Genomic DNA, 20755 nt, shown 5'->3' on the forward strand with positions numbered 1-20755 from the left:
TACTGATATTTGTAGTCCCCAAATTTTAGAATTGATACTAATGCGATGCCTATGTTAAAGTCAATCCTAAATACAACATTATGTATATCAAAATATTGTTTGACAATGCCCGATTGAAAGGTGTTTTAAAGCTTATTTTAATAGTATCGGTTGTTCATGTTGCCAGTTTCTATTGGAACCAGCGTGTGCCGCTCGGGCTGTTATACGGACCGCTATTGCTGTTGATTGTCCGTGAAATGGAACGGGTTACGCTTTGGGTGCACACATTACCCTTTTTTCTTTTTAGCGGACTGTATCTTGTTTTTAAAGCCGATGCTGTTGCCTTTGGTGACTGGCAATTGTATCATACCATCTACTTATTTGTATTGGCGGTTTCACTGTGTTCGTATGCTGTGGCGGTAACGGTTGTATGCAAAAAAGAACATTTGGTAACTGTTTTCGAAAAAGAATTTTTACAAGTATTAGCATACGGTTGTTATTTTGCGGCTTTATTAGTGGTCTTGCTTGCGCTTCGTGTTGGGTTTGGTATACTGGATTTTGGCTTTGATCCGGTTCCAATGCTCTTTTTTCAATTGGGTATTTTTAGCGTGCTGATTTTGGCATTTCTGGTTTTCTACGGAAAAAAGGAAAAAGGAAAACGGATACTAAAAAAGAATCCTATAGTACTGCCGGGTATCGATGTGGCAACATCTTTGATGTATAGAGAGACGCTCGAAAAATGCATTCGTGAAACGAATATATACCGAAATCCCGATATTTCACTCGAAATGCTTTCGATCGAAACGACAATTCCGAAACATCATTTGTCACAATTGTTAAACGGTTGTCTTGGGAAAAATTTCTATCAATATATAGCGGAATTGCGAATCGAATATGCTATTTCCTGTCTCAAAGAAGATTCCGGAATTAAGATTGAATCGCTGGCGTATGATTGCGGATTTAATTCCAAAACCTCCTTTAACCGCTATTTTAAAGAATATACCGGCTATTTACCGTCTTATTATAAAATAAAAGTACAACATTTATAAATAGGACATAGTATGCTCTTTTTGTTGTTAGCACTGGTCTTTGGCTGTAATGCTCTTACCTTATATGTGCTCCTGAAAACCAAATCGGATAAATTATTTGATAAAGTTATCTACTATGTGGTATGGATTTCTTTATTCCATTCGGCCTACGCTTTTTTGTCCCGCTATTATTTTGTGGAGTTGTCATTTATCGATCGCGCTGCGCCGTTTGGATTATTATATGGGCCGATGTTGTATTTTCTATCGTTTTCGAATCACGAAAAATGGTTAGGTCGAAGTAATGTAATAAAACATGGAAGTCCGTTTTTGTTGGCAACGATTGGCTATGTGATTTTTTTGATTTTTCCGGAATGGCGCCGCAATTACGGATTGTATTATTTTGAAGTACTCTATTCCGGAGTGGTTATATCAATGGTTGGCTATGTTTTGTATATTTTCTTAAATCACAAAAAGGCTATCTCCGATAACCGCATCCGTAAATTGATCAACTCAGGAGCGACCTGGTTACTGTTAATTGCCAGTTTGCTTGCCAGTATTGTTGTTTCGAAAATACTCCGAAAAGAAGACATCGGGTCATTATTGCCGGGAATGATAATATATGGAGCGATGCTATTTGTTTCCTTTCTGATTTTTAAATATTCCATTAATAATCTGTTGGTACAAGTCGGTGTGGAAGAGGAATTGGAAGAAACGGTTCCAATTTCAGCGCCGCGACAATATCAAAAATCAGCACTTACAGCTGAGATATTACGGGAATACGAACAAAAGCTCAACACGATCATGGAAACGGAACAGGTTTTTCTCGATACCGAACTCTCTTTAGAAAGTTTGTCCCGAAAAGTCAAAATCCCAAAACACCACCTGACGCAATTATTTAATACCAAAATCAACCAGACGTTCTATCAATACATCAATACCTATAGAATAAATCATTCCTGCAAATTACTATTGGAAGAACCGGAAACGAATCTGGAAGAAATTGCATTTAAAAGCGGATTTAATTCTAAAGTAACGTTTAATCGTTATTTTAAAAATCAAATGGGATGTACACCATCGGAATACCGATAACCCTAAAAAAAATAACACAAAACAATAACTAAAAACCGGATCGAAAATCCGGTTTTTTTATGCCCGTATTTTTACCTGTTTTTTTACGGTTTATTTGTAATTGTTTGTATTTCAGTCTTTTATAAAAAAAAATAAATGTTTCAATCGTGTGGGATGTACGTCATGCCACACGATTGAAACGTTTTAGCCTTTCGGTTTTTAGAATTTCGCACTTGCAAAATCTTACAAGAGAGTAAAATTAAAAACCAGAAAAATGAACGAAAATTACAGTTATAGCGACAAGAATTTGTCCTATCGACAGCGAGGTAGTTGTGTTTCATTGTTGCTTTCCAACATGAAAAAATACGGCTTCTTGTTCTTTATTTTTATGATTACCGGTTTATGGAATGTAATGTTTGCCGATGGTAGTAGGGATTTTTATCCTTCGGGTGCCACCGGAAACCGTGCGTTTTTATACAGTAATCAGTATGAATCAGGAGGAACAACCCTGCGATCCTGGCCTTTTAAAACATTGGGAACGCATTATGTGTATGCTAAAGTCGGTGAAACGATTGCGGCTGCTTCCAGTGCACAGGGGTTGGGAAATGGTAGAATCCGACTAACGGCACCGGATGGTACGGTTTATCTTTCGGCAAATAATGCCATTGGTAGAATCGCCAGCAGAGCCGAAGAGTTAGCCGGTCCTTTATACTCGGGACAGGCAACGGGAGCTAACCGTTACCAGCCTTTTAATACCGTAGTAACATCTGGAAACGAAGGAATCTGGAAGGTAGAATTTCTACCGTCTGGATCGGATGTCAGCTCGTCATCACCGAGTGTAACCGATATTGCTGCCGATGCCAACTGGACACAGGGAACCAACACCGAGCTTATTGCTGCCTGGGATGTATCGGTACGGAACAGTACCAATTCGGCCTGGGTTAACGGAAGGGTATATACCAATATCCTAAACCTGCATATCTCGGGTTCTTCGTTTTTGGCTAATAAGGCTTTTTACGGGAATATGTATGTATTAACACGCGATGGTATTGCCTATCGTGTTACGAACAATGGTTCGAATGGGGTAGGATTTACCTTCTTCGTAAATAATAAAGGATTCCTGACCGCTTCGGGAAACCCTTCGTATAAAAGCTTGAATATTTCAGATCCGACCGATGCGCAATTCCGGATCCACGATCCGAGAAGCGCGGATTCCGGGTCGAATGTAACGCATAAAATTTTCTACTCAAAACCGGCGTTGGATTTACCAACAAGTGCCAGTATGAGTGGCGGTACCACAACCTGGTTAAAAAATTCGGTTTTAACGCCAACAGCATCCAATATTACCTATACCGGAGTGGAAGGAACACCGGATTTATCGGGTAATAAAGGTGCTTATATTGGTTTTGATTCGAATCTGGCAGGGACTTACAAAATTGAGATTCTGGGAGGTTTTCCAACAAGGACTATCACCGGAAACTGTATCGTAGGAACCAATACCGTATTTTGGGATGGTAGAGACGGAAATGGAAACATCCTTCCGGCGGGAACGAATATCGGGGAAATTCGTGTACAATTATTTGGGGCAGAAGTACACTTTCCGTTTATCGATATGGAGATTAACCCGGGAGGAATTATTATAGAGCAGCTGGATAGCAGCTACAATTTATTTACACCAAACCGCGATCTGGTATATTGGGATGATAGCGATGTTACGGGAGGGATGGCAACACACAAGTCGAACCCTACGGCTTCCGGAAGCAACGGAATTTCAAGTAACACTAACGGTCATAAATGGGGATTGTACACCTCCGGAAGTAGCGGAAGTGGAAATAGTGGAACCGGATCATCGAGTTTCGGAAACGAAAAATCAATGGATACCTGGAGTTTTGTACCGGGTGCCGTTGTTGTAAAAAATCTGGACCTCGTAGTTGCTGCTGCCGATCTGGAAGTAGTGAGCATTGTACCGTCGACTACAACGGTTATCGCCGGACAAAATATGCACTATACGGTAACTGTATCCAACAACGGACCAAGTGCCGTGACCGGTGCCGGGTTTAACTTTATTGTACCGGTCGGTTTTACCATTAGCTCGGTAACCTATGTCAACAGCCAGGGAACGGTTGTCGTGGTAAGCGGAACAATCGATCCGGTTACCGGCAACTATTCGGCGAATCTGAATATGACCAATGGCGGACAAGTGGTATTTACCATTAACGGAACTGTTGGCGCAGCTGCAGGCGGTCAAGCCTTAACAGTAGAAGCCAGTATTATACGACCGGCAGACGTTACCGATCCGGATGCAACCAACCCGGGAACGAATCCTCCTACGGATCCACATTTGGAGTGTTTGAACGGTACGGCTGTGGAGAATTGTAATAATATTAAATACAATACCATTACACCAACAGTTTCGGCCGACTTGGCAGTGAGCAAAACTACCGCTACCATGACACCATCGGTAGGGGATCAGATTGTCTTTACCATTGTTGCTACAAACAACGGAGCCGGAAATGCTACCGGTGTTCAGGTTGTGGAACAGTTGCCAAGTGGTTATACATATGTATCTGCAACCACCACCGGAGGAACGTTTAATAACGTAACCGGATTATGGACGATTGGTAATATGGCTAATGGGCAGTCGTATACTTTAACGCTTACGGCCACGGTAAACGCAACCGGAACCTATACCAATAGTGCGGTTATTTCAGGTATTGAAAGTGATCCGAATCCGACAAATAATACGTCTACTATTACGCCAACACGCGCAATTAGTGTGATCAATGCAGAAAACGATTCGGCTACCAACATCAACGGAACAACAGGCGCGACAAATGTGGTGAATGTGTATACGAATGACACCTTAAACGGAACGGCAGTAGTTCCATCGGAAGTGATCTTAACGACTACGGTACCAAATCCGAATTTAGTTTTAAATCCAAACGGAAATGTAGACGTAATTCCGGGAACACCGGCAGGAACCTATACATTGACCTATCAGATTTGTGAGGTGTTAAACCCAACCAACTGTGATACGGCTGTTGTAAGTGTAACGGTAGTACCACCGGCGATTGACGCAGTGAATGATTCGGCTACCAACATCAACGGAACCACCGGTGCCACGAATGTTGTCAATGTGTATACAAACGATACTTTAAACGGAACGGCAGTAGTGCCATCAGAAGTGATCTTAACCACTACGGTACCAAACCCGAATTTGGTTTTAAATCCGAATGGAAATGTAGACGTAATTCCGGGAACACCGGCAGGAACCTATACATTGACCTATCAGATTTGTGAGGTGTTAAACCCAACCAACTGTGATACGGCTGTTGTAAGTGTAACAGTTGTGCCACCTGCGATTGACGCAGTGAATGATTCGGCTACCAACATCAACGGAACAACAGGCGCGACAAATGTGGTGAATGTGTATACAAACGATACGTTAAACGGAACGGCAGTAGTGCCATCGGAAGTGATCTTAACCACTACGGTATCAAACCCGAATTTGGTTTTAAATCCGAATGGAAATGTAGACGTAATTCCGGGAACACCGGCAGGAACCTATACATTGACGTATCAGATTTGTGAGGTATTAAACCCAACCAACTGTGATACGGCGGTTGTAAGTGTAACGGTAGTACCACCGGCGATTGACGCATCGAATGACTCGGCTACCAACATCAACGGAACCACAGGTGCCACGAATGTTGTTAATGTGTATACAAACGATACTTTAAACGGAACGGCAGTTGTACCATCGGAAGTGATCTTAACGACTACAGTACCAAACCCGAATTTAGTTTTAAATCCAAACGGAAATGTAGACGTAATTCCGGGAACACCGGCAGGAACGTATACGATGACGTATCAGATTTGTGAGGTGTTAAACCCAACCAACTGTGATACGGCTGTTGTAAGTGTAACGGTAGTACCACCGGCGATTGACGCAGTGAATGATTCGGCTACCAACATCAACGGAACCACCGGTGCCACGAATGTTGTCAATGTGTATACAAACGATACTTTAAACGGAACGGCAGTAGTTCCATCGGAAGTGATCTTAACCACTACGGTACCAAACCCGAATTTGGTTTTAAATCCGAATGGAAATGTAGACGTAATTCCGGGAACACCGGCAGGAACCTATACATTAACCTATCAGATTTGTGAGGTGTTAAACCCAACCAACTGTGATACAGCGGTTGTAAGTGTAACGGTAGTACCACCGGCAATCGACGCAGTGAATGATTCGGCTACCAACATCAACGGAACCACCGGTGCCACGAATGTTGTCAATGTGTATACAAACGATACGTTAAACGGAACCGCAGTAGTTCCATCGGAAGTGATCTTAACGACTACGGTACCAAATCCGAATTTGGTTTTAAATCCAAACGGAAATGTAGACGTAATTCCGGGAACTCCGGCAGGAACGTATACGATGACGTATCAGATTTGTGAGGTGTTAAATCCAACAAATTGTGATACAGCGGTTGTAAGTGTAACGGTAGTTCCACCAGCAATCGACGCAGTGAATGACTCGGCTACCAACATCAACGGAACCACCGGTGCCACGAATGTTGTTAATGTGTATACAAACGATACTTTGAATGGAACGGCAGTAGTGCCATCGGAAGTGATCTTAACCACTACGGTATCAAACCCGAATTTAGTTTTAAATCCAAACGGAAATGTAGACGTAATTCCGGGAACACCGGCAGGAACCTATACATTGACGTATCAGATTTGTGAGGTATTAAACCCAACCAACTGTGATACAGCGGTTGTAAGTGTAACGGTAGTTCCACCGGCAATCGACGCAGTGAATGACTCGGCTACCAACATCAACGGAACCACCGGTGCCACGAATGTTGTTAATGTGTATACAAACGATACTTTAAACGGAACGGCAGTAGTTCCATCGGAAGTGATCTTAACGACTACGGTACCAAACCCGAATTTAGTTTTAAATCCAAACGGAAACGTAGATGTAATTCCGGGAACACCTGGTGGAACGTATACCTTAACGTACCAGATTTGTGAAATATTAAATCCAACAAACTGTGATACAGCGGTAGTAACGGTTTTTGTAATGGAACCGGAGTTAACTTTAACAAAAGACGCAGCCAACGGAACGTATGATAGCGTTGGTGATGTGATCAACTATGCTTTGGTAGTAACCAATACCGGAAATGTAACGGTTACCAATATTACGGTAACGGATACTAATGCGGATGCAGGTAGTATTTCCCCGGCAACTATTGCGACTTTGGCACAAGGGCAAAGTGTAACAGTTACGGCAACCCACACAATAACACAGGCGGATCTGAATAGTGGATTTGTTCGAAACTTAGCTACTGTTACCGGACAAGATCCAATTGGAGGACCGGTTACCGACGAATCGGAAGATCCAACGAATCCTTCACAACCTGGAGATAACGGATATGATTCTGGTTGTCCGAAATGTACGGTAACAACCCTGACACAAAACCCTGCAATCGCACTTGTAAAAACAGCGGTATTTAACGATACCAACGCGGATACTTTTGCTCAGGTAGGTGAGACGATTACGTATACGTTTACCGTAACCAACACGGGTAACGTAACGGTTAACGGTCTTGTGATCAACGATGCATTACTAGGAGTAACCAACTTAGCGGTAACACCGGCTACATTAGCACCGGGCGCTATCGGAACGGCTACAGCTACATACACGTTAACACAGTCGGATATCAACAATGGTCAGATTAGTAATACGGCTATCGCTAGTGGAACGTCTCCACAGGGTAATCCGGTTCAGGATACTTCGGGAACGAGTACCACGAATGATACACCAACGGTAACGACTTTACCGCAAAACCCAGCGATTGCTTTAGTTAAGACAGCGGTATTTAACGATACCAATGCGGATACTTTTGCTCAGGTGGGTGAGACAATCACGTACACCTTTACGGTAACCAACACAGGTAACGTAACGGTTAACGGACTAGTGATCAACGATGCATTACTAGGTGTAACGAACTTGGCAGTAACTCCGGCGACATTAGCACCGGGTGCTGTTGGAACGGCTACAGCTACATATACGCTAACGCAATCCGACATTAATAACGGTCAGATTACTAACACGGCTATCGCAAGTGGTACGTCTCCACAAGGTAATCCGGTTCAGGATACTTCTGGAACAAGTACGACTAATGATACGCCAACGGTAACGACTTTACCACAAAACCCTGCAATTGCATTGGTAAAAACAGCGGTGTTTAACGATACCAATGCGGATACTTATGCTCAGGTTGGTGAAACGATTACCTATACGTTTACAGTGACTAACACCGGAAACGTAACGGTTAACGGTCTTGTGATCAACGATGGATTACTAGGTGTAACCAACTTAGCAGTAACTCCGGCTACATTAGCACCGGGTGCTGTTGGAACAGCTACAGCTACGTATACGTTAACACAGTCGGATATCAACAACGGTCAGATTACTAACACGGCTATCGCTAGTGGAACGTCTCCACAAGGAAATCCGGTTCAGGATACTTCGGGAACGAGTACCACGAATGATACGCCAACGGTAACAACCTTACCACAAAACCCAGCGATTGCCTTAGTTAAAACAGCGGTGTTTAACGATACCAACGCCGATACTTTTGCACAGGTAGGTGAGACGATTACGTACACTTTTACCGTAACCAACACGGGTAACGTAACGGTTAACGGTCTTGTGATCAACGATGCATTACTAGGAGTAACCAACTTAGCGGTAACACCAGCGACATTAGCACCGGGCGCTATCGGAACGGCTACAGCGACATACACGCTAACACAGTCAGATATCAATAATGGTCAGATAACTAACACGGCTATCGCTAGTGGAACGTCTCCACAAGGAAATCCGGTTCAGGATACTTCGGGAACGAGTACCACGAATGATACGCCAACGGTAACAACCTTACCACAAAACCCAGCGATTGCCTTAGTTAAAACAGCGGTGTTTAACGATACCAACACCGATACTTTTGCACAGGTAGGCGAAACGATTACGTATACGTTTACCGTAACCAACACGGGTAACGTAACGGTTAACGGTCTTGTGATCAACGATGCATTACTAGGAGTAACCAACTTAGCGGTAACACCAGCGACATTAGCACCGGGCGCTATCGGAACGGCTACAGCGACATACACGCTAACACAGTCAGATATCAATAATGGTCAGATAACTAACACGGCTATCGCTAGTGGAACGTCTCCACAAGGAAATCCGGTTCAGGATACTTCGGGAACGAGTACCACGAATGATACGCCAACGGTAACAACCTTACCACAAAACCCAGCGATTGCCTTAGTTAAAACAGCGGTGTTTAACGATACCAACACCGATACTTTTGCACAGGTAGGCGAAACGATTACGTATACGTTTACCGTAACCAACACGGGTAACGTAACGGTTAACGGTCTTGTGATCAACGATGCCTTATTAGGAGTAACCAACTTAGCGGTAACACCGGCTACATTAGCACCGGGCGCTATCGGAACGGCTACAGCGACATACACGTTAACACAGTCAGATATCAATAATGGTCAGATTAGTAATACGGCTATCGCTAGTGGAACGTCTCCACAGGGTAATCCGGTTCAGGATACTTCGGGAACGAGTACCACGAATGATACGCCAACGGTAACAACCTTACCACAAAACCCAGCGATTGCCTTAGTTAAAACAGCGGTATTTAACGATACCAACACCGATACTTTTGCACAGGTAGGTGAGACGATTACGTATACGTTTACCGTAACCAACACGGGTAACGTAACGGTTAACGGTCTTGTGATCAACGATGCATTACTAGGAGTAACGAATTTAGCGGTAACTCCGGGAACATTAGCACCGGGTGCTATCGGAACGGCTACAGCGACATACACGTTAACACAGTCGGATATCAACAATGGTCAGATTAGTAATACGGCTATCGCTAGTGGAACGTCTCCACAGGGTAATCCGGTTCAGGATACTTCGGGAACGAGTACCACGAATGATACGCCAACGGTAACAACTTTACCACAAAACCCATCGATTGCTTTAGTAAAAACAGCGGTATTTAACGATACCAATGCGGATACTTTTGCACAAGTAGGTGAGACAATCACGTACACCTTTACGGTAACTAACACGGGTAACGTAACGGTTAATGGACTAGTGATCAACGATGCATTACTAGGAGTAACGAATTTAGCGGTAACTCCGGGAACATTAGCACCGGGTGCTATCGGAACGGCTACAGCGACATACACGTTAACACAGTCGGATATCAACAATGGTCAGATTAGTAATACGGCTATCGCTAGTGGAACGTCTCCACAGGGTAATCCGGTTCAGGATACTTCGGGAACGAGTACCACGAATGATACGCCAACGGTAACAACCTTACCACAAAACCCTGCGATTGCCTTAGTAAAAACAGCGGTGTTTAACGATACCAATGCGGATACTTTTGCTCAGGTAGGTGAGACGATTACGTATACGTTTACCGTAACCAACACGGGTAACGTAACCGTTAACGGACTAGTGATCAACGATGCCTTACTAGGTGTAACGAACTTGGCAGTAACACCGGCGACATTAGCACCGGGTGCTGTTGGAACGGCTACAGCTACATATACGCTAACGCAATCCGACATTAATAACGGTCAGATTTCTAACACGGCTATCGCTAGTGGAACGTCTCCACAGGGTAATCCGGTTCAGGATACTTCGGGAACGAGTACCACGAATGATACACCAACGGTAACAACCTTACCACAAAACCCTGCGATTGCCTTAGTTAAAACAGCAGTGTTTAACGATACCAATGCCGATACTTTTGCACAGGTAGGTGAGACGATTACGTATACGTTTACCGTAACCAACATGGGTAACGTAACGGTTAACGGTCTTGTGATCAACGATGCCTTATTAGGAGTAACAAACTTAGCAGTAACTCCGGCTACATTAGCACCGGGTGCTGTTGGAACAGCTACAGCTACGTATACGTTAACACAGTCGGATATCAACAATGGTCAGATTACTAACACGGCTATCGCTAGTGGAACGTCTCCACAGGGTAATCCGGTTCAGGATACTTCGGGAACGAGTACCACGAATGATACACCAACAGTAACAACCTTACCACAAAACCCTGCGATTGCCTTAGTTAAAACAGCGGTGTTTAACGATACCAATGCCGATACTTTTGCACAGGTGGGTGAGACAATCACGTACACCTTTACGGTAACCAACACAGGTAACGTAACGGTTAACGGACTAGTGATCAACGATGGATTACTAGGTGTAACCAACTTAGCGGTAGCACCAGCGACATTAGCACCGGGTGCTATCGGAACGGCTACAGCTACGTATACGTTAACACAGTCGGATATCAACAATGGTCAGATTACTAACACGGCTATCGCTAGTGGAACGTCTCCACAGGGTAATCCGGTTCAGGATACTTCGGGAACGAGTACCACGAATGATACACCAACAGTAACAACCTTACCACAAAACCCTGCGATTGCCTTAGTTAAAACAGCGGTGTTTAACGATACCAACGCCGATACTTTTGCACAGGTAGGTGAAACGATTACGTACACTTTTACCGTAACCAACACGGGTAACGTAACGGTTAACGGATTAGTGATCAACGATGCCTTATTAGGAGTAAGCAACTTAGCGGTAACACCAGCGACATTAGCACCGGGTGCTATCGGAACGGCTACAGCGACATACACGTTAACACAGTCGGATATCAACAATGGTCAGATTAGTAATACGGCTATCGCTAGTGGAACGTCTCCACAAGGAAATCCGGTTCAGGATACTTCGGGAACGAGTACCACGAATGATACACCAACGGTAACGATACTGCCTCAAAATCCACAGTTGGCATTATATAAAGACGGAACGTATCAGGATACCAATGGCGATGGAATTGTAAACGTTGGTGATACAATTGCCTATATGTTCACAGTAACCAATACCGGAAATGTAACGATCACAAACATCACAATCAGTGATCCGATTGTAACGGTAACCGGAGGACCTTTAAGTAGTCTGGAGCCGGGTATGACCAATAACACGACGTTTACAGCGTTATACACGATCACACAATCTGACATTGATGAAGGAGCAGTTTATAACCTGGCATTTGTAGAAGGTACGGCTCCGGATGGAAGTACGGTAGTAGAGGATTCGCAAGACCCGACACCTATTGATCCGAATGATCCGTTGGTAGATCCAGCGTGTCCGGATTGTACCGTAACACCGTTAATTCAGACACCAAGTATTGCATTGATCAAAACAGGTGTGTTTAACGATAACAACCACGATGGTATTGCTCAGGCCGGCGAAACGATAACCTACAGCTTTACGGTTACCAATACCGGAAATACAAGCTTGTCGAATGTAATGGTTACCGATCCGCTACCGGGAGTGGTAGTAAGCGGTGGACCGATTAATCTGGCAGTAGGAGCAAGTGATAGTACGACGTTTACTGCGGTTTATGTGATCACTCAGGCGGATATTATTGCCGGTTCAGTAAGCAATCAGGCTTTTGTAAACGGAACGAGTCCACAAGGAGAAGTCGTAACCGACAGTTCTGATGATCACGACCTGGTGGGAGATAATCCAACCGTAATAAAAGTAGATGGCTGTACGATTAATGTGTTCAATGCGATTTCTCCAAACGGAGATGGAAGTAACGATATCTTATATATCGCCGGTATCGAATGTTATCCGAATAACGAAGTATTGATCTTTAACCGTTGGGGTGTTCAGGTATTCGAAACCAAAGGATACAATAACAACGATAAAGTATTCAAAGGCTACTCAGACGGAAGAGCGACGATCAGTTCGTCCGAACCATTACCGGACGGAACTTACTTCTACATCCTGAAGTATACCACAGCCGATGGGGCGACACATGAGAAAAACGGATACCTGTATAGTAATAGATAAATGAAATCCCGGGGGAAATTACAGTACCCCGGGTTTATAAAACAAAATAAAAATGAGAACAAAATTTATACTTTTCGTTTTACTGTTAACCGGTATCGGTGGATTTGCCCAGCAGGATGCTCAGTATACCCAATACATGTACAATACCATTAATGTCAACCCGGCTTATGCCGGTTCCCGTGGCGTGATGAGTATTTTCGGATTACACCGTACACAATGGGTAGGATTGGAAGGTGCGCCGGTAACCAATGCCGTGTCGCTCAATACACCACTTAATAATAGTAATCTCGGATTGGGGCTGTCTTTTGTAAATGATAGAATCGGGCCGGCAGATGAAAATGCGATTTCAGCAGATTTTTCATATACCATCAATACATCCGAACGCTTTAAGTTGTCTTTCGGTTTAAAAGCGACGGCACATTTATTAAATGTCGACTTTACAAAACTGAATATTTACGATGGGGCAGATCCACGTTTTCAGAATAATATTGATCATAAGTTTTCTCCCAATTTCGGTGCCGGAATCTACTGGCATTCCGATAAAACCTATGTAGGGATTTCGGTGCCGAATTTTTTGGAAACCAAACATTACGACAAAAGTTCGCAATCGACAGCCAAAGAGAATATGCATTACTACCTGATCGCCGGACATGTGTTCGAATTGGGTTCCGATGTAAAATTCAAACCGGCTTTACTAACCAAAGTAGTAAAAGGAGCACCGTTACAGGTAGACCTGTCGGCCAATTTCCTCTTGTATGAGAAATTGACAGCTGGATTAGCCTACCGTTGGGATGCAGCTTGCAGTGCCATGGTTGGATTTCAGATTACAAACGGTTTGTTTGCCGGATATGCTTACGATATGGAAACCACAAAACTGGCTGACTATAATTCAGGATCGCATGAGATTTTCCTGAGATTCGAATTGTTTAACAGAAATAACAGAATAACGTCTCCGAGATTCTTCTAATTAATAAAAGGATTATGAAAAAAATAGTATTGCAATTCGGTTTGATGATGTTGGTTTCGACCGGAGTTTATTCACAAAGCGGGAAAATAAAAACAGCGAATAAGGAATATGATAATTATGCCTATATCGATGCGATCAAAACCTACGAGAAAATAGCCGACAAAGGGTATAAATCGGTAGAAGTGTTAGAAAAACTGGGCGATTCCTATTATTTTAATGGAAAATTGGATCAGGCGGCAAAATGGTATGGCGAGTTATTTGCGCTGTCTCAGGAGGTAGAAGCGGAATATTATTACCGCTATGCCCAATCGCTAAAATCGGTTGGCGATTATGAAAAGGCAAACCAAATGCTGGCTAAATTCCACGAGAAAAATGCCAGTGATGTCCGGGGAAAAATGTACCGGAATCAAACGGATTATCTGGAAGTGATTAAACGGAATTCCGGGCGGTTTACCATCGAGAATGCCGGAATCAATTCACAATATTCCGATTATGGAAGTGCCTTTACCGGTGATAAAATGGTATTTGTTTCGGCTCGGGATACGTCTGGTGTGTTTAGCAAAAGAGTTCATACCTGGACCGGAGAATCGTTCACCAATATGTATGCGGTAACGATCAACCAGGATGGTTCATTATCACAGCCGGAACGTTTCGCAAAAGAAATCAATACCCGCTTTCACGAAGCCACTCCGGTTTTTACCAAAGACGGAAATACCATGTACTTTACCCGTAATAACTTTAACAACGGAAAGAAAGGTAAAGATAGTGCCAAAACAACCTTGCTAAAAGTTTACAGAGCGACATTAAAAGACGGAAAGTGGACAAATGTAACGGAGTTACCGTTTAATAGTGACAGTTATAGTGTGGCGCATCCGGCTTTAAGTCCGGATGAAAAAACACTGTATTTTGTTTCGAATATGCCGGGAACCTTAGGACTGTCGGATATTTTTAAAGTCGACATTAAAGCCGACGGAAGTTTTGGAACACCTCAAAATGTAGGACCAACCATCAATACTCCGGGACGCGAAACCTTTCCGTTTGTAACGGAAAATAATGAATTGTATTTCGCTTCCGATGGACATTTAGGATTGGGTGGTTTGGATATTTTTGTGTCAAAACCGGCAAACGATGGTTCCTATAAAAAGGTAATCAATATCGGTGCGCCGGCAAACAGTCCGAAGGATGATTTTGCTTTCTTGATCAATACAACTACCAAAAAAGGATTCCTGACGTCGAACCGTGAGGGCGGACAAGGGGCAGATGATATTTACACCTTTATAGAAAACATTCCGTTGCAATATGCCTGCGAACAGTTGTTGGCCGGTGTCGTAACCGATTCGGAAACGGGTGCGCCTTTGGCAAATGCTACGGTTACCTTGTTTGATGAAAACTTTAAAGTCGTAAAAACAATCAAGACGGATGCCAATGGAAATTACAATTTCGGAGAAGTGGATTGTAAACGCAAATATTTTGTAAAAGCCGAATTGCCAGCATACAACACTCGTGAAATTAGTGTGATCATTCCTGAAACGTCTGGAACGACAAACTTACCGCTTGCGTTGGATAAAACCGTCAAACCGGTACAAACCGGCGACGATCTGGCAAAAACATTCGGAATCAAAATCATCTATTTCGATTTGGATAAATGGAATATTCGTCCGGATGCTGCGGTAGATCTGGCGAAGATTGTTGAAGTGATGAAAGACTATCCGAAGATGAAAATCGATGTACGTTCGCATACCGATAGTCGCCAGACACATCAATATAATGAACGTTTGTCCGATAGAAGAGCAAAATCAACTATCGCATGGATGATCAAACAAGGCATTGATCCTTCCCGTTTAACCGGGAAAGGCTATGGTGAGACACAACTGCTGAACAAATGTGCCGATGGCGTGCCATGTTCCGAAGCAGAACACCAGCTAAACCGCAGAAGTGAATTCATCATTATTTCAATGTAAGACAATAATAGATGAGTTTAGGACAATTAGTATCGTTACTCCTCCTTGTTTTCCTCTTTGTCTGTTCCGGACTAATAGTTGTTAACGGAATGATACACGATCGGGAAAAGGCTATAAAAATTGGTTTTGCAGGAGTAATTATTGCACTAATACTACTGCTCGGAAGCTATTGTGTCATTTTTAAATTCTGAACATACACCATATAAGTATATGTTATAAATTAGGTGCTAACAGAGTCGGGTTTTCCCGGCTCTGTTTATTTTTATAAAAACCGGGAGCCACCGTAAAACAATCCCAAATTATTATGATGGCATATAATAAATAACTACTTTTGGCACGTTTTTAATATACTTAACATAGAATAGTATGGTAAAAGATTTATTCGAAAGAATTCAAAGTAACAAAGGTCCTTTGGGAAAATGGGCTTCTCAGGCTGAAGGATATTATGTATTTCCGAAATTGGAAGGACAATTAGGACCTAGAATGCAATTTCACGGAAAAGAAATTTTAAACTGGAGTATCAACGATTATTTAGGATTGGCAAACCACCCGGAGGTTCGTAAAGTAGATGCGCAAGCAGCTTTAGACTACGGTGCGGCCTACCCGATGGGCGCGCGGATGATGAGTGGACATACCACGATTCACGAGCAATTGCAAAATGAATTAGCCGCTTTTGTTCAAAAAGAAGCAGCGTATCTGTTGAATTTTGGTTATCAGGGAATGGTGTCTATTATTGATGCTTTGGTAACTAAAAATGATGTGATTGTTTATGATGTAGATTCACATGCCTGTATCATCGACGGGGTACGTTTGCATATGGGGAAACGATTTACCTATAAGCACAACGATGTTGCCAGTCTGGAAAAAAACCTGGAACGGGCTACCAAAATGGCTACGGAAAACGGAGGAGGAATCCTGGTGATTACGGAAGGTGTTTTCGGAATGCGTGGACAACAAGGGAAACTGAAAGAAATCGTAGCTTTAAAGGAAAAATATAACTTCCGTTTATTGGTAGACGATGCACACGGATTCGGAACACTGGGTAAAACCGGAGCCGGAGCAGGAGAAGAGCAGGGATGTCAGGATGGTATCGATGTGTATTTCTCTACTTTTGCCAAATCGATGGCCAGTATCGGAGCGTTTGTAGCGGCTGACAAAGACATTATCGATTACCTGAAGTACAATTTACGTTCGCAGATGTTTGCAAAGTCATTACCGATGATTATGACGGTTGGTGCTTTAAAACGTTTGGATATGTTGCGTTCCATGCCCGAATTGAAAGATAAATTGTGGGAAAATGTAAATGCACTACAAAACGGTTTACAATCAAGAGGGTTTAATATTGGCGATACCAATACCTGTGTAACACCGGTTTACCTGGAAGGTAGTATTCCGGAAGCAATGGTAATGGTAAACGATTTACGTGAAAATTACGGTATATTCCTATCGATCGTAGTATATCCGGTAATCCCGAAAGGAATTATCTTATTACGTATGATTCCTACTGCTTCGCATACCTTACAGGATATCGAAGAGACGTTAAGTGCTTTCGAAGCTATTCGCGAAAAACTGACAAACGGAACCTATAAAAAAATCGCTGCAGAAACAACGGTTGACGTAAGCGCACAATAAGATTTTTTACATATAAATTTACGCGGCACCGGGAAATTTTTCGGTGTCGCGCTTTTTTTTACGATAAACAACCCCTTTTTTTAACATGAATTGGCTTAAAAAAGTCTTAGTTTTGTCCCAAATAAATTAACTATGAAATTAAATAAATTAACAGGGATTGCCGTTTTGGCCCTTTTTGCAACTGTAATCGGGTGTCAGTCTGACGATACGAACGGTGTAAATCCTAACGGAGATGCTGATAAAGTTATCTTAAATTCAGACATTAATACTTTAAATCAACGTATTAGTTATTCTAATTCCGGAGTTTTAGATTTAGTTAATGGCGAAGGTAAAATGGCAGCAGCTGCTGCTAACGATTTTCCATTAGCTTTAGTAGCCGAGGTAAATCCTCCTTCCTACAACGGAAGAACATTAAAAGCAACGCACGTTGATATCAACGGAGTATATGCTTATGTTTCGTATAATACTGAAGGTGATACGTATTTAGGTGCTATTGATGTGATCAATATTTCAAAACCGAATAACCCGCAGTTAGTGGTTCAGGCAATTTTCCCGAACAGCGACATTAACGCGATTTCATACAACGACGGATTTTTATACATTGCCGGTGCTTCTGGTGTGAATGCAAATTCTGGTATAAGTCCTGCTTTTGTAGCAAAAATGCCATTACAAAACGGATTGTTAACCAATAACTATGCAGCAACAAGCATTTTAGGTAATGTAACGATGGACATCTTTGCAAACAGCTCTAAATATTATGCCGTTTCCGGAAATAATGGCGAATTGGTGCGTTATAACAAATCAAACAATACTTTCGAAGCTTCAATCCCGGTTTCTGATTTAAGAGCTTTAGGAAGTACAAACAATAAAATTGTAGTATTGAGTGGTACGCAAGGTGTTAAAGTATATGATCAAAATTCATTCGCTTTACAAACATCTTTCGCAACATCTCAGGATGTAGCCGAAGCAAAAAGAACAATCGATTTCTCTGATAGCCGCATATTGGTATCAGAAGGGTACAATGGGTTAGGAGTATATAACCTTAGTAACGGTACAAAAACGCAAAGTATTGCTGTTCCTACGAATGTTGCTGGTGCAAGTACTCAGGATATCGTAACCAATGCGGTATCGGTTAACAACAATAAAGCATTTGTTGCCAATGGGGCTGCCGGTTTATATATCTACAACACTTCAGGATCGTTATCACTTTTAGGATCATTAGGCTTAAATGCTTCTACTCCTAACGGTTCGGCTAACTATGTAAAAAGTTCTGGTGACTATATTTTCGTAGCAAACGGTAACGGTGGATTGAAAATCATCAAAATGATGGCTGCACCGGTTAGCTCAATTGACTGTACTAGTTTCCCTGCTTATCCGGGAGACCAATGGTTAAATGTGAACTCAGGTCAAAACCTACAATACCAGGGTTCTGCTGCTGTTCAAGGTGTTAACGTAAATGCAAACCTTACTTTTTGTGGTTCAATGTCGGTATCACAAGGATTAAACATCAACAGTGGTGGCGTATTCTATATGAAAGGAAGTTTAGCACAAGGTCAGGCAAATAACCCTTATCAATCGTTAAATATTAATTCTAATGCAAAACTTAAAGTAGAAGGTAGCGTAGTAATTTACGGTAACTTAGTACTTAATAGTGGGGCAACATTAGAATTCGTAGGAACCGGATCTTCGATCACAATCCACGGAACGGTAACTAAAGGAAATAACGTAACAATTACAGGAACGTATACCGATACAAATAATAAATTAAATTAAGAATATCGGAACTCTCAAAAAAGGAAAAAGACTGTCGTAAGACAGTCTTTTTTTGTTAAAACCTGACAGGTCTTTCAGCGTTTGTTATATAGACCTGTCAGGTTTGGTTTTTGAAGGAAATGATTTTATAATGTAAAGCTAACAGGTTTCTCAACGTTTGCAATATAAGCGGTCAGGTTTGGCCATAAAGTAAAAAAGACTATCGATAGCGATAGTCTTTTTTATTATAAATCCTTGCGGAATGTTTTACGTCTTTTATGGATAATCGGACTAAAATTCTTCCAGAGTTGTTGTATCTTTTTGTTTTCTTCCAATTGCGGATTGGTTTCTACGGTTAGAATGCCACGCTTGGTAAAAACTTCATACATCCTCTTTAAAATCAGAGCAGTTACACCTTTATTCTGATATTCCGGATCTACACCAATCAGATAAAACTCAGCATGATCATTCTTTTTCATCGCGCGTAACAAATGCAGGAATCCAAATGGGAAGAGTTTTCCATTGGCTTTCTGAAACGCTTTGGAAAACGAAGGCATTGTAATACCAAAGGCAATCATTTTGCCGTCTTTATCGGTTACGCAGGTGATAAAATCGGGATGGATAAACGAGATGTATTTTTCTTTATAATGATCAATTTGAAATTGTTCGATCGGAACAAAACTCTGTAATTCGGCGTAGGTTTTGTTTAAAAGTCCAAACATCTCATCGACATACGGAATAATATCTTTTGTCGATTTAAAATTCAGACTTTTTACGGCATAGCGTTGTTCGATAATACGCGACAACGGCTCAATTTTACCTAAGTCAACCTGTTTGGCGTCGATTTTATATTCCAGCCATTCCGCTTCTATGGTAAAACCCAACGTTTTTAAATGTTCCGGATAATAAGCGTGGTTATAAAGTCCGATCATTGTTGCGATCTGATCAAAACCTTCGGTAAGCATTCCGGCTTTATCCATATTGGAAAAGCCCACCGGGCCTTCCATATACTCCAATTTGTGTTCGTTACCCAGTTCGATCACTTTATCCAGTAAAGCTTTGGTAACTTTAATATCATCAATCACATCAAACCAGCCAAAGCGCACTTTCGATTTGTGTAGTGTGTTGACTTCCGTCCAGTTGATAATCGCAGCAATCCGACCGGCTAGTTTTCCGTCTTGATACGCCAGAAAATAGCGAGCGGTTACGCTTTTAAAAATATCATTTTTGGGATTAAAACTCTTTAGTTCATCTTTGATCAACGGAGGAACCCAATAGGGATTGTTTTTATATAACTGAAAAGGAAAGGTAACGAAATCGGTCATTTCCTTTTGAGTGAGGGCTTCTTTTACTGTAATCATTTTAA

The 20755-nt window shown here is 42.2% G+C and carries 8 protein-coding genes; 7 read left to right on the forward strand and 1 reads right to left on the reverse strand.

Annotated elements, in window-relative coordinates:
• Positions 1–80: 80 nt before the first annotated feature.
• The 7 genes from ABFU83_RS03380 to ABFU83_RS03410 all read left to right on the forward strand — a co-directional run bounded on the left by ABFU83_RS03380 (position 81) and on the right by ABFU83_RS03410 (position 19410).
• Positions 81–1028 carry a helix-turn-helix domain-containing protein gene (locus ABFU83_RS03380; protein ID WP_347068948.1) on the forward strand — a complete coding sequence of 316 codons (948 nt, stop codon included), beginning with the start codon at positions 81–83 and terminating at the stop codon, positions 1026–1028.
• Positions 1029–1040: 12 nt separating this feature from the next.
• On the forward strand, positions 1041–2096 hold the full coding sequence (locus tag ABFU83_RS03385) for a helix-turn-helix domain-containing protein (RefSeq protein ID WP_347068950.1): 1056 nt from the start codon (positions 1041–1043) through the stop codon (positions 2094–2096).
• Between the two features lie 253 nt (positions 2097–2349).
• Positions 2350–13077, forward strand: a complete 10728-nt coding sequence (locus ABFU83_RS03390; protein ID WP_347068952.1) for a gliding motility-associated C-terminal domain-containing protein — start codon at positions 2350–2352, stop codon at positions 13075–13077.
• A gap of 52 nt (positions 13078–13129) precedes the next feature.
• Entirely contained in the window at positions 13130–14044 is a 915-nt protein-coding gene (locus ABFU83_RS03395) for a type IX secretion system membrane protein PorP/SprF (protein ID WP_347068954.1), read from the forward strand.
• A 14-nt stretch (positions 14045–14058) separates the two neighbouring features.
• Entirely contained in the window at positions 14059–16005 is a 1947-nt protein-coding gene (locus ABFU83_RS03400; RefSeq protein WP_347068956.1) for an OmpA family protein, read from the forward strand.
• 366 nt (positions 16006–16371) lie between these two features.
• Positions 16372–17637 carry a pyridoxal phosphate-dependent aminotransferase family protein gene (locus ABFU83_RS03405; protein ID WP_136402028.1) on the forward strand — a complete coding sequence of 422 codons (1266 nt, stop codon included), beginning with the start codon at positions 16372–16374 and terminating at the stop codon, positions 17635–17637.
• Between the two features lie 132 nt (positions 17638–17769).
• A complete protein-coding gene (locus ABFU83_RS03410; RefSeq protein ID WP_347068958.1) occupies positions 17770–19410 on the forward strand; it encodes a hypothetical protein in 1641 nt (546 codons plus the stop codon).
• A gap of 224 nt (positions 19411–19634) precedes the next feature.
• On the opposite strand, the gene ABFU83_RS03415 is transcribed toward ABFU83_RS03410, so the two are convergent.
• Positions 19635–20750, reverse strand: coding sequence for a GNAT family N-acetyltransferase (locus tag ABFU83_RS03415; protein ID WP_347068960.1), 1116 nt, complete (start codon positions 20748–20750; stop codon positions 19635–19637).
• Positions 20751–20755 lie beyond the last annotated feature (5 nt).

The sequence above is a fragment of the Flavobacterium sp. WV_118_3 genome, assembly GCF_039778605.1.
In the GTDB taxonomy this organism is placed as follows: Bacteria; Bacteroidota; Bacteroidia; order Flavobacteriales; family Flavobacteriaceae; genus Flavobacterium.

What these genes read in the sequence shown, in the direction of transcription:
- ABFU83_RS03380 (WP_347068948.1), top strand. Translation starts at nt 81, where the DNA reads ATGTATATCAAAATATTGTTTGACAATGCCCGATTGAAAGGTGTTTTA.
- ABFU83_RS03385 (WP_347068950.1), top strand. Translation starts at nt 1,041, where the DNA reads ATGCTCTTTTTGTTGTTAGCACTGGTCTTTGGCTGTAATGCTCTTACC.
- ABFU83_RS03390 (WP_347068952.1), top strand. Translation starts at nt 2,350, where the DNA reads ATGAACGAAAATTACAGTTATAGCGACAAGAATTTGTCCTATCGACAG.
- ABFU83_RS03395 (WP_347068954.1), top strand. Translation starts at nt 13,130, where the DNA reads ATGAGAACAAAATTTATACTTTTCGTTTTACTGTTAACCGGTATCGGT.
- ABFU83_RS03400 (WP_347068956.1), top strand. Translation starts at nt 14,059, where the DNA reads ATGAAAAAAATAGTATTGCAATTCGGTTTGATGATGTTGGTTTCGACC.
- ABFU83_RS03405 (WP_136402028.1), top strand. Translation starts at nt 16,372, where the DNA reads ATGGTAAAAGATTTATTCGAAAGAATTCAAAGTAACAAAGGTCCTTTG.
- ABFU83_RS03410 (WP_347068958.1), top strand. Translation starts at nt 17,770, where the DNA reads ATGAAATTAAATAAATTAACAGGGATTGCCGTTTTGGCCCTTTTTGCA.
- ABFU83_RS03415 (WP_347068960.1), bottom strand. Translation starts at nt 20,750, where the DNA reads ATGATTACAGTAAAAGAAGCCCTCACTCAAAAGGAAATGACCGATTTC.